Here is an 18,036-nt window from a genome sequence, read left to right on the forward strand (position 1 = left end):
TCAAAGCGTAACAAATTTTTGTATATACAGTACAGGTGCTATTTCATTAACAACTCAATCTCAGCGCTTTGATTACCAAGCCTATCAATTGCAATTATCTTCATTGCCTCTAATGGTCGTTGTCCATAAGAAGCTGCAACAGAGAACGTACTCTCATCACTTGAGTAAATATGATAGTGCCACTGCTGCGCATATTTTAGATAGACAAGTAACTCAGACACTTGATCTGAATCTGGGTGTGTCCAAGTCAAATGAACATCGTCACCATCATATTTAACATCAACTTTAACAGCTGCTATTACTGACGCATCTAGCCAAGGAGTTTCTGGAATTAAGGCTTGATGTTGAAATACGCCTTTAGTAATCACATCACTCATCAATTGACTGCCTTCAAGCGCTGTAACATTCCAAAAAACTGTACCGGGTGAAGTTGATAAAAACCCACGATTTATCATAATTTGATTGACGACCTCATCAACACCAGCCTCATCAAATGAACGCAATGCATTAATGCCAGGCCATAAATGTCGCCCATGAGTGTTTTGTGATTGCCACCAGCTTAATAAGAGCGGGTAGCTTTGTGCATATTGATTAATTGGCCAATAAAGTTGCGGTGAAAAATAATCAAGCCAGCCTTCGTTAAGCCACAGCTTTGCATCAGCAAACAAGGTGTCATATTGATCCATACCACGAATAGTTTCAGGTTCATCAGGCCTATATATACCAAATGGGCTTATCCCAACAAGAACATGAGGCTTTGTTTGTTTAACTAATTTGTATAAGCTTTTCACAAAATGATTTACTGCTTCACGGCGCCAATCACCGATAGATAACTCACCACCTGCTTCTAAATACTGACTGTATTGTTTAGCATCAGGAAAACCTTCATCGTTATTGTAAGAAGGATATGGGTAAAAGTAGTCATCATAGTGAATACCATCTAAATCATAGTTTTCTACAAGTTCCGTTAATACACTTAAAGTATGCGACACTACAGCTTGATCTGTAGGCAAAAACCAATAGGTCTCATTTTTTAGTTTCACTACTTTATCCGTCATTTTTTCAACAACTGAAAGCTCTGAAACGGGGCCTCCAATGTGGTGATGAGCGCGGTATGGGTTTATCCATGCATGTAACTTTAAGCCTCGTTTATGTGCTTGTTCTATCCAAAATTTTAAAGGATCATAAAACGGTTCAGGTGCTTTTCCCTGCTTTCCAGTAAGATAATAAGACCATGGTTCATTCGTACTTTGATATAAACTGTCTGCTTGCGGTCTAACCTGAAAAATAACGGTATTGAAGTTATGTTGTTTTAGTAAATTAAGGATTTTAATTGCTTGTTGTTTTTGCTCAGCAACAGATAATCCAGGCTCTGATGGCCAATTAATGTTTGCAACGGTTGCTACCCATGCAGCACGAAACTCTCTTGCAACCTGAGGTTGCTGGATAGTGCCAAAAAACTGCTTTTCAATGTTCGTAGCCTCTTGTTTTTGCATAAAAACACACGCATTCAAAGCAAAGCAGATGAACAATAATAATAAATGTTTAAAATACACTGTATACCTCACAAAAAAGGCACAACAAAAACTTGTTGTGCCTACATGAATCTAATTCAAATAAGAAAATTAGAACTTCATTTGCGCGCCGACCAAGAAACGACGACCATAATCATGAATAGCTAAAGGGCGATTAGCATCTGGCATACCGGTGCTATTACCTGAAGTCGCTTTTTGCTCTTCATTTGTTAAGTTAATAGCTTGGAAAATAAGATTAAAATCTTCAGAAACATTGTAGCTTATATTCAAATCATACTGACCAAAACCATCTTTATACTGATTTAAACCAAGGTAATTTGTATAAAAATATTCTGAACGATAGGTATAAGAAACACGCGCACTGAAAGCTGTATTTTCGTAGTAAACAGTCGCGTTGAAGGTATCTTCTGAATTGTTAGGTAACACAGCCTCTTCACCCGCAGCTTTTTGCTCTGCAGTTTGCTCTAGCTCAGCATCTGAATAAGTGTAGTTCGTTTGAATGCCGAACCCATACATTAGCTTTTGCGTGTAGTTCACTTCAAAGCCGGAATTCTCACCACCTAGCCCGTTTTGCGGTTGAGTCACTAAGAAATCACGAACCTCTTCAACGCCAGTATCAGGGTCTGTCCATGTCCACTGCTTTTCAATAGTGGTATTGGTAATATACGAATCAATGTCTTTATAAAAATAAGCTAATGACAATATTGATGACTCATTAAAGTACCACTCAGCTGATAAATCATATTGAGTTGAACGATAAGGTTTTAAATCTGGATTGCCTTGTGAGCCTTTACAACCTGTTGCCGCTGCACAGTAGCCACTTTTACGCGCTGATAAAAAATCGTAGTCAGGACGAGACATTACTTTAGCTGCAGCAAAGCGAAGCACAACATCATCCGTAAAGTCATAGTTAATATTTACACTTGGTAAAAAGTCATCGTAGCTATTTGAACTATACACATCTTGAATATTTTCAGGCGCAAAACTACGTCCTGTGTATTCAACTGAACGAGAGTCAAGCTCTGTTTTAACTGCACGTACGCCCATATTACCGCGCCACTTATTGTGCTCGAACACAGCTTTGAGGTATCCAGCCGTAACGGTTTCTTCTAGATCGAAGGTGTAGTCAAGGTGCTCATAAGGACCTGAAGTAGGACTTGTTGATGAAATCCAGTCTGCATATTGGTTATTATCAAACTGCCATAAAATGCCGTCACTAGCAGAATCACTTGCAAACATACCCAAATTAAAATTTTCACCTGCTGCTGAGACTTTTGGATAATTGGCTTTCATTAAACTGGCGGCTTTTGTATGCTCACGGTATTTTACACCCGCTTTAATTGCAGTGAAAAAACCAGTATCTAATAAATATTCAACATCAAATTGTGCATAAAGCTCATCAGAATCGTTGAATATATCATTTTTATGGTTGTAATCTAATCGATAATCTTCAGGGCTTAAATCTGCAGATAAAGTTACATCAGGCGTGCCGTTTTCTAATGTAAATGATGCATTTGTATTGGCGTAATACTCAGAATACACATCACTCACCTCACCATCCGCTTTACTATAACCAAATTGACCTGTAAGAGTGTAATCATCGGCTTTAAAAGTCACTTTTAAGTCATGCGCTTGAGTTTTAAACTCACCGCGATATCCCGCATTACCATAATAACCCAAGTTATTGTGTGCTGGTAAATCACCTGCGACAACCGTACCATCAACAATCACTGGGTTCTCAATATTAGCAATATTCTGTAAGATAAAACCGCTTGAATACGTGCCATATGATTCATGTTCTGACTTTGAATATAAGTTATTGAAAACAAATTCAAGATTATCATTAGCTGCGTATTGGAATGTCGCTGTTGCGGTATCTAAATCACTATCACTTGCGTAGCGGTTGTAACCCACTGCCCCTGGATAAAATTCTGCATTCCCATCTTGGTTGGCATCTGTGCTGCGATATCCAAAACGTACTTCTTTACTATCACGCTGCGTTGCCGTTTCTTTGTGGACAAAACCTACATTAAACCCAAAATCTTGGGCTTCATTTTTCCATGAATATAAACCAGACACGTATGGCTTAGTTTCGTCTGCGTTTTCAAAATGAAATGCTTTTACTGAAAGCGCAGCATAGTTAGCTTCACTATCAAGCGGTTTACGTGTTTTTACTACAACAGTGCCGCCAATTGAACCCTCATCAATGTCAGCTTCAGCAGACTTATAAACCTCTAGAGTATCGACCATTTCTGCTGGTAATAATGAGTAATTAAAACCACGCGACGGGCGTGTAATTGATGCCGAAGCCGTTGCAGAAGCCACGTTTTGGCCATTTAACAGCGTTATATTTAAATGAGGTGCAGTACCACGAATACTCACTCGATCGCTTTCACCGCCTAAGTCTTTCTCTACTTGCACGCCTGGAATACGCTGTAGTGCATCAGCAACTGTTTGATCAGGAAATTTACCGATGTCTTCGGCAGAAACCGCATCAACAACGCTGTTTGAAAAACGTTTCATGTTGATACTTTTCTCAACTGACGCCGCATAGCCGCGTACTTCGATCTGCTCTATATCCTCTTTTGTAATTTTATTTTTTCCATCTTCTTGAGCAGCTGCAAAGGCAGTCGTACATGTTCCTAACACAAGTGTTGGGAGCAATGCTTTTTTAATACAAACAGTTAGCGTGGAGAATTTTTTATTCATGGAAATGTAACCCTATCGTTTTTAAAAAGTGAGAGATTTTGTGACTACAAACTACATAAATGCTCTTTTGAACAACAACTGGTAACAACTTTATTGCTACATTGCGGCTACAATAGTAGCAACGCCGCACAAAATCAAGATATTTTATTCTTGATAAAGTTGCAAATTAAAATATAAAATTCCTAAAAGACATCCAAAAAAACACCCTAAAAAAGGCAATAAAAATACCCCATTAAAATCAATTATTTGAATTTACAATAAAAACAAGCGCTTACAATTAAGCTAGTACCTAAAAAGCATTCTTAAAAGAAAGAATTATTCTAACAACAAATCAAACACAACATTGACACTTGCTCTGAAGGTAATCGATTCTTGTAAATACTTACCTTCTGGGACTGCATTAATACGTGAGCCCGTTACCATAATTTGTTCAATATTGTTGTTGCTACCATAGCCGAAGTGACTACCTACCTCTTGCGATTGAATACTATACACTCGACCAAGTTTCGCTTCGAATGCGCTAGCAAGGCTGCTCCCCTGTTGTTTGGCATTCACTACTGCCTTATTCAGAGCGACTTGCTCGTAGTTTGAGGCTTTCGTTGATAAAAGTTGAATTTGCTCGATTTGATTGACACCCACTTTAAGCGCAAAGTTTAAGAAACCATCCAAAAGAGAGAGTTGTTTAAGGCTGACTTTGAGCTTACGCGTGGCTCGAAAACCATCTTTAGCTAGGTTATCGTTTTCGTCATAACGCATATTGGGCTCAACAAATATCCGCCCCGCAGAGATACTTTTTTCGTCTATAGAAAAATTGCTTAATCCCGCAAGAAGTTTGTTCACTTGCGTATCGACTTGCTGCTTCGCTTGCAAACTTTCAGCTTTTACAGATTCAAACTCTAACGTGATATTAGCCATATCGGGAGCAGTACGCACAACAGCCTCACCTTTAACAACGATGTGGCGATTATCTGGTAAACTCGTTGCAGCCATCACAGAACTGGTACATAAAACCAATAGTAACAAAGATTTAAGCATCATAATCTCTCCCTAGAAAAAGTTATGATGCCTTGCTACGGTATGAAAGTATAGTAATACTATGCTTTAATGAAGTGTAAAAAAACCAAAGTTAGCAAGTCTGCACTCGCTACCGCATCGAAGTTAAGATGAGAGGAAATAAAATCTAAGCAGCTTTAGCTCGCCATCGCATTGTCGACGTAATCTTCGACCATATCTGCAAAATCTTGGTCAACAATGCCAAGTTCAGATAAGCATTGCTCTTTAATTTTAAACCACTCGCTTGAATACTGTTGGTGGCGCGCATAGTCCACAGCACTCTCTGCGCACTTTAAAATGGCATACGCCATACGCTGCTGCTCATCATTGCTTTGCTCTAAAAAGTGCGTGTTGTGATGATTTAAAATAACGTGACATAGTGGCTTAGGTAGGTGCCATGATACAGAAATAAAGTAGCCAATCACCGCATGGTCACACTGATAACGTGCTTGTTCAAGGTCTGTAATTGCGAGCTCTTTGGCTAGGTTTGCTTGCTTGAGTACCTCAACATAATCTCTAAATTTTAATGCCATGGCAGCAATACCTACATTATGAAAAAGCCCTAATGAATAAAGCTCATCCACTGGCATTAAAGACTTATAACGATTACCCAGCAACACACAGGCATTTGCAACTTCAACCGATTCATCCCAAAAGCGCTCTAAGCTAATACAAGCATTGCCTTTAAAGTTTTGCTTTAGGAGAGCCAAAGTTACCAGCCGATTAAGCTGATCTAACCCTAAAAACATCGCCGCTTGGCGTATATCACTTATGGTGCGTTGTAAGCCAAACACGGGGCTGTTGATTGTTTTTAATAATAAGGCCGAAAGGCTAATGTCACGTGATATTAAATTGGCTACTTTATCTAAGCTTGCATCAGATTTTTGCATTTCTTCGGCAATTTGGCTCAATAGCTCAGGTTTAGGTGGAATATGAAAACCGCGTTCGAGTGAAACTAGGTGTTGTTCATCTAAGTTGATCATTTGCCCAAGAGCCTCCGTTAATAAGCAACGAGCAATTTAATAGTTTAGATGTGTAAAATAACCTAAGAAGTTTGCCTTAGTATTGTTTGAGATCAATGTGTTGCGAAGAAAGGGAATTAATTCATAAAAAGCTAACATGGCATATTATGACACGTTGCTATAATATGCCGTCTTTTTGAAGGTTTGCGGTTTGCTTAGTGAGCAAGTACGCTTAGCCACTCATCAGGGTTTGCTAAAATGAACTCAAATACATCCTTGTTATTTAGAGTAATGCGAATTCCATCTGCTGTGATTGGCAAAATACCCGCACCTTTACCTGAACACTTATCAACGTTATTGATTTGCGCTCGTGAAAATCTGTATGGGCCTAAGCCTAACTCTTTATTAAACGGTTCAAAAACAATGTCTTGTTCAGTAACTAAAAGCTTACCATCCGCTTTTGCGACACCCGATTGAATAGTTGCTGCTGATTCTTTGACTGTGTGTGCGTGCATATCCTTTACTCCACTTAACAAATGAATGTTAGCCTACACTCAATTAAACCTTAAAATAGCGTACCAACTTAAGATACAACAAGTACGAAAAAAGTACAGTTAAATCAATTAATTGAAAATCATTATTTTACAAATGGCTTTTGAACACGTTAGATTACTTTTCCTTTGTATAGGACTTTTAATATTTTCATAAAAAAGCCGTCACAGCTTTTACCCTTTCTTATGTGAACAAATAAAAATGCGCTATGCTTAGAATAACAACAGGATAAGTGCCGTAAACTGATGATAAAAGCGTTGCAGCAAACTAAAAACAAGTTAAAAGTAAATGCCATTATCATGATTGCATTAGTAGCTTCGCTTACTGTTACCTCTTTATTCTTTTACAGAAATGTTGACTCTCAATGGCATGACTATTCAAAAACCGCCGCTAACATTTATGTACTTCACGACAAGCTAATTCAAAAACTCGGTTATGGTGGCTTTATTCACCATTTTAAAAACCTAGTACTAAGAAAAAATACAGATCTATACCTACCGCCCATTGAAAATGAACTCCGCGAAATAAAAGAGATCTTTGCCAAACTTGGCGCAATAAAAGAATACGATCAAACAGCACTTATTGACGTTAAAAAAACGGTTAATGAGTATAAAAATAATCTCGACATTGTTTTAAAAATGATTGCTGATGGCGCAACTAGCGAGCAAATAGATTCCAAAGTTAAAGTAGATGATACAGAGGCATTGAAGGCACTTGCCGCGTTCGAGCAACATATAAACTTAACACTTAAAGAAAAAAGTATCGCAATTGATGAAAACTTCCAAATTGCTTATACCGTTCATGTTTTAACAATTATATTGCTCACCAGCATATTGCTTATTTACTTTAGAAAGCTTTCAAACTCTTATAAACAACAGATTGAGCTTACTGAACGTGCCTTAGAAGGCACAAGAATAAAATCAGAATTTTTAGCTAATATGAGTCATGAAATACGCACTCCACTTAATGGCATAATGGGGCTATTACAAATTTTGCAACCGAACATTCAAAAACCGAAAAATATTGAAGTTGTTGCTAAGGCGCTGTTTTCTTGTCGGTCACTCCTTACCATTATCAACGATATTTTAGACTTTTCGAAAATGGAGGCGAACGAGCTTTCGATTGAGCAGGTGGATTTTTCGATGTCGAAGGTCGTTGAGTCGATCAATTCTGATTTTCTGCCGCTTTGTAACGAAAAAGCAATTGAATTAAAGATAGATATAGACGATGACGTTGAAGATTTATGGATAGGAGACCCAGTTCGGGTTCGACAAATTATTTTAAACCTGGTTTCTAACGCCGTTAAATTTACCGAGCAAGGTGGCGTGCAAATAAAGGTTAATAAATCTTCGCAAAGCCAAAAGCAAGGTGTTGAGATAGAAGTGATTGATACCGGCATTGGTATGAATAAAGAGGGGTTAATGCATCTATTTAACCGTTTTCAGCAAGCAGATAACAGCATAACACGGCGTTTTGGCGGTACAGGGTTGGGTATGTCGATCACCGCGAATCTCGTTAAACGGATGCATGGCAGTATTGATGTAGACAGCGCACTCGGTAAAGGCACCCATTTCACCGTTTATTTACCGCTAAAAGTATCTGAAAAGCAGCACTTGAATGATAGCTTTACTGATGTAACTACGCCTGACTTATCGGCTAAAACCTTATTAATTGCTGAAGATAACCCACTCAATACTATGATCATCAAATCGATGCTTGCAGAAACCAACGCAGAACTTCACTTTGCAAAAGATGGTGCTGAAGCTGTCGAGCTATTTAAACAACTCAACCCCATTTTAGTTTTGATGGATATACAAATGCCAAATATGGGAGGGATCGAAGCTTGCTCCCATATTCGTAGTATTGATAAAGAGATTCCCATTGTTGCCTTGACTGCCAACGTGATGAAAGAAAATATAATCGAATACATGAACTGTGGTTTTAATAGCCACGTAGGCAAACCCATTGAAAAGCATTTACTATTTAAAGCGCTGCATGATGCAATTGCAGTTAGCCGCGATGAGCTCATTGACTAAGCTTTTTATAGTACAGCGATAACCCTCTGATTTTTAATTTCTTATAAATATACCAATTTTTAAAAGCGTAACTTATTACTTATTTTCAATGAGTTATATTTGTAGATTACTACTAACTCCCTCTCTTATAGCGCTGTACAAATATCATTCGTTATTAATTGACTTAGCTAAAAAGATCCCTCATAGTCGAAAAAATCATCAGTACACATTACACCAAATTATAAAACCAAGTAGCAAACTAATTGCTATAAACAAAAATGTGGAGGAGATGCGTTATGAACCGTAAGTCAAAATTAATCTACCGTATTATGTTGGCCTCTAAGCTTCATAGCCGTAATAAAGAGATATCACTCGATACATTAAAACAAGGCTGTTGTCTAAGTGACTCTGAATTACTAACCATTTTAAAAGAGCTAGAAATTAAAAAACTGATCAGCTGGGATGCCAGTAAATCTGCTTTTATGATTTCAGCCTAGCTCAGCATATTTAAACGACAGCTTGGCTATGCATTGCTGTCGTTTTAACATATACCCGACCCGGTTTAATCATTTAAGTTTTTACCTTCCTAGCCCTTTAAATACACCTTTGAAAGATGAACTTAATCGATTACGTAAATATACTGTGAATACGTATGTACAAATTTGTTACACACAAACCTTGGGTATATATTTATCAGACTGTTTGTTAGTACACACAATTTAAATTGACAACAAGGTCTGACATGAATTCACTTCTTACCAAAAGCTTGCTTATATTTACACTGAGCTTACTCGCTGCATGTTCACAAACCACAAGTACAAAAAGTGCCTATGAACCAGAAGCCTATGTAAAAATAACTCATCCTGAATGGTCAAAAAATGCGGTACTTTATCAATTAAATACTCGCCAATTTACTCCAGAAGGAACCTTTATTGCAGCACAGCAACAGCTGCCTCGCTTAAAAGCATTAGGTGTAGATATTATTTGGCTCATGCCCATTAACCCTATTGGCGAAGAAAATCGCAAGGGCAGTTTAGGTAGCCCTTATTCTGTAAAAGATTACCGTAAAGTAAACCCTGAATTTGGCACATTAAATGATCTAAAAGCCTTTGTTGATAAAGCTCATGAAATGGGTATGTATGTTATTTTAGATTGGGTAGCGAATCACAGTGCCTGGGATAATTGGCTTCGCTATGAGCACCCTGATTGGTACGAGCGTGATTATCAAGGAAACTTTAGGCCAACGCCTTGGTGGGATTGGTCTGACATTATCGATTTTGATTATTCAAAGCCAGCGCTGCGTAAGTATATGACTGAATCAATGAAATACTGGGTAAAAGAAGTAGGTATTGATGGCTATCGCTGTGATGTGGCAGGCTTTGTACCCGTCGACTTTTGGAATAACGTTCGCCGTGAGCTTGATGAAATAAAGCCTGTTTTAATGCTGGCTGAGTGGGAATCTCGTGATTTACATGCTAAAGCATTCGATATGACTTACGCTTGGTCATGGTCTAAGCATATGCATAATATCGTAAATGCTCATGCCGATGTCAGCGCTCTCTTCCTTTATTATTCATGGAATGAAAGTGCATTCCCGGCCGAGGCGTACCGCCTTGTAGGTGTTGCAAATCACGACACCAATGCATGGGAAGGCACCATGTTCGAAAACTACGGCGATGCACTTGAAGCTGTAATTACACTTTCTGTGATTGGCGAAGGTTTCCCGATGATTTATAACGGTCAAGAAGCTGGCAACGATAAACGACTCGCCTTTTTCGAACGCGACCCAATAAAGTGGCAAAAGCACCCTATCGGTGATTTATACCAATCGCTATTTGCACTCAAACATAACAATGAAGCCCTGTGGAATGGTCAATTTGGCGGCCGCATGGTACATGTACCAAACACCGCACCTAAGCAGGTGCTTAGCTTTGTTCGTGCAAAAGGAAACGATAAAGTATTTGCCGTATTCAATCTTTCAAAAGAGCCTAAAACTGTCAGCTTTAAAGAGCCGTTGTTTACAGGAAAATATAAAGAAGTACTTTCTAAAGAAATAGTTGAGTTTACTGAAAGCTCAACACTAACCCTGCCTGCTTGGGGGTTTAAAGTATTCGCGAAATAACAATTTTGAGTGCACTTAAGAGAGCATGAATTCCTTTATCAATTCTTATAAAAAAGGTGCTACTGCTGCACCTTTTTTTATTTTTAAGTATAGAAATAGTTTAGTAAAAGCAATGGCGCTAATACGACTGTCTAACGCTAGATTAGGCCAGTTATCTACTATTTTTTTCATTTCTAGAGCGAGTAACCACTGCGCAAAATTGATACTTTTTTATTAATAAATTTTCATTTCATACTACTCATCTTTAAAGTTTGAAAATCTCAATATTTTAAATAAACATAGTAATTTCATAACCTTAAGAATTTAGCGGTTTAGTAATTTAATCGTTTAGTAATTTAATATTTTTAATGGTTTTAATACTTTTAATAATTATTGATATGACAATTAAACCAAGTACCATATTTGGATACGGAGGATGAGATGAAATCAGAACACTCAGGAACCAGCCAAGCTCCAATCAAAAACAAACCTCTTATTTTTGATTACGGAAGCCTGACTATTTATGGAAAAAAATACAGAGTCAGCCCTGCCACATTTAGGGTTTTTGAGGTTCTTTATCGGAATATTGGAAAAACAGTTAATAGGTACGAATTACTAAGGATTGGTTGGCCAGAACAGAAAGCTGTTATTGGCAATGTAAATGTTTCAATTTATCAGTTAAGAATTATCTTGAATGACACCAGCTACATTATTGAAAGTGTGAGAGGAGTCGGTTTCAAGTTAATAAATATAAGGAGAGAATAAAATGAACGTATTGGACAAGAATATAGATGAGTCTATTGTTAACTTAATACTTGTTATTGACTCTTTACCACGTCTCAACTTCGCGAGAAATAACCGAGCATCTATTTCAGAGCTCTCCAGCAAACTACTTCTCGCAGGCCTAGATAACACATCACTTGAAGACAAAATAAACTTTATTAAGCTCAGCTCTACTTTTCTTAATGATGCAATGCATCATAACGACACTGAAGAAAAAGCATTAAATAGAGAAGAAATTGATTACATAAACTATGTAACAAGTAACTAAAATGATAATACTCAAAAAAAACAAATTAAGAATTATCAATCATTCTTTAGCACTTTCGTTGTTAACATTGGTGCTGTTTTACGTCGACTTTAAGCTCTTCATTTTGAGCCTAACATTCTTAATTTTATTCATCGTTTTCTGTTTCATTTCAAGATTAGAAAAGTATAGACAAGGGCTATACTTTTCATTCTTATCATTTGAATCTTACATTAATTCTGAAAGAGTTCTTGAAAGAAGGTTACCTTTCTATACTTACTATTGGGACAATAAAGCATTCCCAATTCACTTAAGTTTTAGGGAGCATTAAGGCGCTCACTATACACCTGCCTAACACCCATTGTGCCACCATTGAACATGCATAAATACAAGCAGCAGTTTGACCTATTTTAAGAACTCTAGACTCCTCACTTATCAAAAACCATACAAAAATTAAGTCTGTCAAATTGCACTGCAAGCCTAACGAACCGCATTAAGGCATAAGCAACAATACCATCCAAATACTATTGCACATAAACACGGCACCGCGTCTTGGACTGAAAAAGCCAATCATCTAGAGCAATTAAAATAAAATCAGATAAATATTGGATTACAACAGAGTATTAAAACTTGAAAAAGATAATGAAAATAAAGAAAGTCACCCAAATAGGATTTTGGGTGGCAGTCTTACCAGCCGCATCTCGGCACACACGTCACACGCTGTGGCTGCTCCCTTCCGGGCCTGACCAGGTTCACCTGCTAGTGTTGCGAGAGGACCAATAAGACTACCATTGAGGGCCTTGTTTGGCGCGGGAGGGATTATCTCTACTTTTAGCCTGTTATTCAAGGGGTATTCGAAAAAGAAAGTGCGATTGCATGCTTAGTATACAATCGCACAGTAAATAAGTGATTTTCGTTAATTACTTTTCAAGCTCAGCTTTAATGTTGCGCAGAGCTGCTTTTACTTTTTTCATGTTCTCTGGACCCATACGCAGCAATTGTTTTTGCGCATCAGGTAAATTTTCCCACTCAGAATAAGCATATTGATAAGTGACTGAGTTACGAACTAGTGGCATATCACCTTTTGGTTCTGGCGTATCTAGAAGCACATCAATAGCTTCTTCTAAAGTCCCAGTAAATGCATCACCTTCGTAGCCAATTTCTGCATAAGCTTCGTTGATAAGAGGTTTATATTCATCATACATACGAATCACTTGCGCAGCACTTAAGCTTGTAAAGAGTTTCACATAAGGCGTATAGCGCTCATAGCTGTTTGGATCAATTGTTAAAATATCACCTTCTATGACTTTGAACGACTCCTTAGGGCGCTCAACAGGAGCATGACTTAATGCTACTTTACCTTTTGCAATGTTATCAACATACACAACACCACGACGAATAAGATCATCAGTCACCATTAAACTCATCACTTGGTCACTTAGTAATTCATCCATGCGAGCAACAACAACTTCATCACTTTCATTTAAGGTTGGTAATGGCTTAACTTCAGGAACTGGCTCAGGAGTGCGCTCTGGAGCTGTATCTACTACAACAGGCTCTGGTTCAGGGGTTGTAACTTTTGGTTCTGACTCTGCTTCTGGTTCTTGATATTCCACAACAGGTACTTCTTCAGTAACAATGTCTTCAACAACTTGAACTGGTTTATCTTCAGGCTTTAATAAAATAAACGCTGCTACACCAGCGATAAGGATAAGAATAACAACCGCAAAAATGAGGTTATTATTTGATGAACCTTTTTGTACTTCAGGTTCTGACGAATGCTCCGACATAGACACTCCCTTAAAAATAAAACAGATAAAAATACGAAAAAACCATTTAGCCTTGAGCTAATCTTTGCTTCTTCTAGCTTAAAGACTTACAGTTGATAAATAAAGTAAAGACGCACAACTATTTAAATGCAACCATGAGCAGTAAGTTAAAAAAAACACAACACTCTAAAATCGCTTTATTACTAACAGGTGGTGGCGCACGAGCGGCTTATCAAGTCGGTGTACTTAAAGCGATAACGCAAAGCATGCCTCGAACAGCACCGCTGCCCTTTACTATTATTAATGGGACATCAGCTGGCGCAATTAATTCCGCAGCATTAGCTTGTTATGCATCTTGTGCGCACTTAGCATGTAAAAAACTTGAATGGGTTTGGAAGAACTTTTCTACTTCTCAAGTATATAAAAGTGACTTTTTAAGTGTGTTTTTGCATATTACTCGCAACATGCTGACAAGCTTTCAATCTGAACATATAAACCACCCACCAGCGAGCTTATTAAACAATAAGCCACTTAGAAAACTACTGCACGAAATACTCGATTTATCGCGTATTGAACGAAACCTACATAAAAACTATTTAGATGCAGTTTCAATTACGGCTTCAAGTTATACCACTGGCGACTCTGTAGCGTTTTTTCAGTCACTGACACAAAATCCTTGGCGCAGAGCAAAGCGTGAAGGCCAAGCAACCCGCATTAATGTTGAGCACTTAATGGCATCAAGTGCCATTCCTATGGTGTTCCCAAGTGTAAATGTTTATAACCACTATTTTGGTGACGGCTCTATTCACCAACTCTCGCCGCTTAGCCCGTCAATACATTTAGGTGCTGAGAAAATCTTTATTATTGGTGTTGATGAGCCAAAAGAGTTGCACCCACCGGGTTATCAACCCCATTACCCAGGTCTTTCTAATATTGCTGGTCACTTACTCGACAGTGTGTTCACAGACACGCTACAGTCTGATTTAGAGCGCTTACAACGTATCAATCGCACTTTGAGCCTATTGCCTGCCCGCGACAAGCACCAGGAACTAAAACAAATCGAAACATGCGTCATCAATCCATCGCAAAACTTCAATGCGATTGCTGCTCAGTTTTATGATGATATGCCCATGGCAATCAAATTACTACTGCGCATGATAGGTGTGAAAAAGCGTTCTCAATCAAGTTTAACCAGCTACTTGCTCTTTGAGAAACGCTATACCCAAAAGCTAATTGAAATTGGCTACCAAGATGGTCTCAATAAACTACCAGAAATTCGCAAATTCTTAGAGTTGGAGTAGCTATTCCATACCATCGAGTAAAAAGCGCTCTACCCGCTCTACTCGCCGAGGTTTACCTTGGAGCACTAAAATATCGCCGGCCAGTAAAATAGTTTGTGGTGAAGGAGCGTCAATTTCGCGGTCTTGTCGGCGCAGTGCTCTAACCGACACGCGGCGCTGCTCAAGCTTTAGCTCGCTAATTTTCTGATTTACCGCATAAGCATGCTCAGGCAACGCAATAACATGCAGATACTCAAGTCTGTCTGAGCTCGCCTCTTCACCATCAAGTTTATCACCAGTGAAAAAACCATGTAGAAACTTATAGCGATTACGCCTTTCTTTACTAACACGGCGAATAATTCGCGTCATCGGCACGCCAGACATATAAAGCACATGTGACACCAACATTAAGCTTGCTTCCAGCGTCTCTGGCACAACTTCAGTAACACCAAGCTCTTTAAGGGTTTCAAGTTCTGTATCATCACGCATCCTTACAAGTATTTTAACATCAGGCGCAATTTGCTTAATGGCATCTACAACTATTTGAGTTTGCTCAAAATCTGTAAAAGTAATGATCACTAGTCTTGCACGCTCTACACCCGCTGATTTTAAAATATCTTTTTGATTTACATGGCCAAATATAACAGGCTCGCCAGCTGCTTTAGCTTCTTGCAGCAAGATAGGGTTACTTTCTACCGCTACATACTCAATAGCTTCAGGTTTTAAAAAGCGTGCAACAGTTTGGCCTACGCGAGAAAAGCCACAGATCACCACATGATTTTGATACAAAGGACTGCTGGTCGCAGGCTGTTGCCAGTACTGACCTGTGTGGCTCAAAAGACCCAGTTTTTTAAGAATAAGGGGGGTTTTATCAATGAGGTAAGGCGTTAACGCCATTGAAAGCACGCCAACTGCAATTAAAAATGAAGCTTGCTCTGAGCTTATTAATAAATGCTGCGAAGCAAGCGCTATTAATACAAAACCGAACTCCCCCATTTGCCAAAGCATTATACCTGCCGATACAGCATCTTGCTTACGTTCACCCATCACTTGAGCAGAAATCGCGAGCACTGCAATTTTAAACAATAACAAGCCAATTAATACGGTGATGATCCAGTACCAGCTATTTAGCACATAAAGCACATCTAACTGCATACCTACAGTAACAAAAAATAGCCCCATTAAAATATCGCGAAAAGGCCTAATATCGGCTTCTAATTGGTGTCGATAATGACTTTCACCCAACATCATACCAGCTAAGAAAGCCCCTAACGCCATTGATAAGCCAAATAAGTAAGTTAGACCTGCGGCAAATAAGGCAACCAGTAAGGTCGTTAGCATAAATAGCTCATCGGTTCTTACTAGCGCTATTTCGCTAAACACTTTAGGTAAAATCCACTTACCTATACCAAACAACAAAATACACACCAAGGCACCTTTGGTGAGAGCAAAAGCAAGTGCGCCAACAATTTCTTCAGAGCCACTTTGAGCTAGTAAAGGATAAACAATGAGCAGAGGAACAACAGCAATATCTTGAAATAGCAACACCCCGATTGCCAGCTGACCGCGGCGCTGATTTAAATCTCCTGATTCTTTAAGCAACTTAACCACCACCGCCGTTGAAGACAGTGCCATCAAACTGGCAATAGTAAAACTATTTAAAAGGCTGTGCTCCAACAATAGTAAAACCAGCATAAACACAATACTGGTTACCACCACCTGCAAGGATCCAAGGCCAAATACAATGTTGCGCATAGCCATTAAACGCGGCAATGAAAACTCAAGCCCTAAACTAAACAATAAGAACACAATGCCTAGCTCAGCAACAAAATGCATTTCATGGCTTTGCGCCATCCAGCCTATACCATGACTACCCGCCAACAAGCCTGTAGCAAGATAAGCAAGAATAGGTGGTAAACCAATTCGTTTGAAGAACCAAACAAATAATACGGCAGCGACGAGCAAGCCAAACACTTGAATCAGCACATTTTGCAAGCAATAAACTCCTTTCTACTTGATGATAAAGCTGTACCCTCCTTTAAATATAGCAACCATCTGTTTTTCAGCCAGTTTAAAAATGTGGCACAAATCTCGCTAACTATGAGTATCTAAACACTCCGGGGGGAGAATTATCATGGAAAATGTCCATATTTTGACGCAGCGGGTGTCTGCGCGAGGCGAGTTTCTGCCGTTTTCGGCAGAGCATTACCGAATAAATGAAACGAATAATCCACAAGACTTGGTCGCGAGGTTACAAACCACGTTATCAATCGAAGAAATTTTGACTATTTTTGCCGAGCACGCAAAACAATTAATCAATTTATCTGGGTTACAGTTTCAATCTGCGCTCGGAGTGTCACAAAGTGCTGGAAGCGATACCAGTCAAACACCCTACTCTTTTGATTTAGATATCGAAAGTGAACGATTAGGGCAATTAATTTACTTTAGCCAATTTCCTATGGGCAAGGCAATTGAAGCTAAACTAAAAATGCTTCATGCAGTCCTTGTTTATCCGTTACGTAACGCACTTATGTACACCCGCGTATTACGCTTGGCTACTAAAGATGCACTAACTGGCTTAAACAACCGTAGTCAATTTAATGACAGCTTGGCACAAAAATTAGAGCGTTGCCGCCGACAACATCGTCCGTTTAGTTTAATGCTGCTTGATTTAGATAACTTTAAACAAGTTAACGATACCTATGGTCATAAAATTGGCGACGATGTTTTACAAGAATTTGCTGAAGTTTTGCGTTGCAGCGTGCGTGGAACAGACTCAATTTTTCGCTTTGGCGGAGACGAATTCGCGTTATTAATTGATGACCCCGAATTTACAACCAATAAAGTGGTTGCAGAACGCATTATGAAACTAGTAGAAGATTCCAGCTTAATGAAAAAATATAGTGTTTCTTCTAGTATTGGTTATACACTCGCCAATAACCAAGACTGCGAAAATGAAGTATTCGCACGTGCTGATAAAGGCCTTTATAAGGCAAAAGCAGCAGGCAGAAATTGCGCACGAGCTTACTAATC

The 18,036-nt window shown here is 38.7% G+C and carries 14 protein-coding genes and 1 other RNA gene; 7 read left to right on the forward strand and 8 right to left on the reverse strand.

Going from position 1 to position 18,036, the window contains the following annotated elements; all coding sequences use genetic code 11:
* Window positions 1-38: 38 nt before the first annotated feature.
* The 5 genes from QUE86_RS02335 to QUE86_RS02355 form a co-directional block, all read right to left on the reverse strand.
* A complete protein-coding gene (locus tag QUE86_RS02335; RefSeq protein ID WP_286258960.1) occupies window positions 39-1,496 on the reverse strand; it encodes a glycoside hydrolase family 10-like protein in 1,458 nt (485 codons plus the stop codon).
* Window positions 1,497-1,625: 129 nt separating this feature from the next.
* Window positions 1,626-4,244 carry a TonB-dependent receptor gene (locus tag QUE86_RS02340; RefSeq protein ID WP_256854594.1) on the reverse strand — a complete coding sequence of 873 codons (2,619 nt, stop codon included), beginning with the start codon at window positions 4,242-4,244 and terminating at the stop codon, window positions 1,626-1,628.
* Between the two features lie 315 nt (window positions 4,245-4,559).
* Window positions 4,560-5,282: an SIMPL domain-containing protein gene (locus QUE86_RS02345; RefSeq protein ID WP_239978042.1), complete on the reverse strand. Its 723-nt coding sequence runs from the start codon at window positions 5,280-5,282 to the stop codon at window positions 4,560-4,562.
* Between the two features lie 152 nt (window positions 5,283-5,434).
* The gene (locus QUE86_RS02350) at window positions 5,435-6,280 is read right to left on the reverse strand and encodes an HDOD domain-containing protein (RefSeq protein WP_130051044.1); all 846 of its coding nucleotides are present in this window, start codon (window positions 6,278-6,280) and stop codon (window positions 5,435-5,437) included.
* 194 nt (window positions 6,281-6,474) lie between these two features.
* On the reverse strand, window positions 6,475-6,774 hold the full coding sequence (locus tag QUE86_RS02355; RefSeq protein ID WP_130051043.1) for a hypothetical protein: 300 nt from the start codon (window positions 6,772-6,774) through the stop codon (window positions 6,475-6,477).
* A 282-nt stretch (window positions 6,775-7,056) separates the two neighbouring features.
* Between QUE86_RS02355 and QUE86_RS02360 the strand changes: the two genes are divergently transcribed.
* The 5 genes from QUE86_RS02360 (at window position 7,057) to QUE86_RS02380 (ending at window position 11,978) form a co-directional block, all read left to right on the forward strand.
* Complete coding sequence (locus tag QUE86_RS02360) at window positions 7,057-8,847, forward strand: ATP-binding protein (RefSeq protein WP_286258966.1); 1,791 nt, start codon at window positions 7,057-7,059, stop codon at window positions 8,845-8,847.
* 275 nt (window positions 8,848-9,122) lie between these two features.
* Complete coding sequence (locus QUE86_RS02365; protein WP_130051041.1) at window positions 9,123-9,323, forward strand: hypothetical protein; 201 nt, start codon at window positions 9,123-9,125, stop codon at window positions 9,321-9,323.
* Between the two features lie 245 nt (window positions 9,324-9,568).
* Complete coding sequence (locus QUE86_RS02370; protein WP_178927202.1) at window positions 9,569-10,948, forward strand: alpha-amylase family glycosyl hydrolase; 1,380 nt, start codon at window positions 9,569-9,571, stop codon at window positions 10,946-10,948.
* Between the two features lie 420 nt (window positions 10,949-11,368).
* Entirely contained in the window at window positions 11,369-11,692 is a 324-nt protein-coding gene (locus QUE86_RS02375) for a winged helix-turn-helix domain-containing protein (RefSeq protein WP_130051039.1), read from the forward strand.
* A 1-nt stretch (window position 11,693) separates the two neighbouring features.
* Window positions 11,694-11,978 (forward strand): hypothetical protein, encoded by a 285-nt coding sequence (locus QUE86_RS02380; protein WP_130051038.1) that lies wholly within the window; start codon window positions 11,694-11,696, stop codon window positions 11,976-11,978.
* 661 nt (window positions 11,979-12,639) lie between these two features.
* Here the strand turns inward: QUE86_RS02380 and ffs are convergent.
* Window positions 12,640-12,736, reverse strand: an RNA gene (gene ffs / locus QUE86_RS02385) — signal recognition particle sRNA small type.
* A 138-nt stretch (window positions 12,737-12,874) separates the two neighbouring features.
* Window positions 12,875-13,744 (reverse strand): DUF3014 domain-containing protein, encoded by an 870-nt coding sequence (locus QUE86_RS02390; protein WP_286258969.1) that lies wholly within the window; start codon window positions 13,742-13,744, stop codon window positions 12,875-12,877.
* Window positions 13,745-13,878: 134 nt separating this feature from the next.
* Here QUE86_RS02390 and QUE86_RS02395 point away from each other — a divergent pair, with 134 nt between their 5' ends.
* A complete protein-coding gene (locus QUE86_RS02395) occupies window positions 13,879-15,024 on the forward strand; it encodes a patatin-like phospholipase family protein (protein WP_130051036.1) in 1,146 nt (381 codons plus the stop codon).
* Here the strand turns inward: QUE86_RS02395 and QUE86_RS02400 are convergent, their stop codons facing one another.
* The gene (locus tag QUE86_RS02400; protein ID WP_167658367.1) at window positions 15,025-16,998 is read right to left on the reverse strand and encodes a monovalent cation:proton antiporter family protein; all 1,974 of its coding nucleotides are present in this window, start codon (window positions 16,996-16,998) and stop codon (window positions 15,025-15,027) included.
* A gap of 139 nt (window positions 16,999-17,137) precedes the next feature.
* Here QUE86_RS02400 and QUE86_RS02405 point away from each other — a divergent pair, with 139 nt between their 5' ends.
* Entirely contained in the window at window positions 17,138-18,034 is an 897-nt protein-coding gene (locus QUE86_RS02405) for a GGDEF domain-containing protein (RefSeq protein WP_167658368.1), read from the forward strand.
* Window positions 18,035-18,036 lie beyond the last annotated feature (2 nt).

Origin of the sequence: Pseudoalteromonas apostichopi (assembly GCF_030297135.1) — a bacterium.
GTDB lineage: Bacteria > Pseudomonadota > Gammaproteobacteria > Enterobacterales > Alteromonadaceae > Pseudoalteromonas > Pseudoalteromonas apostichopi.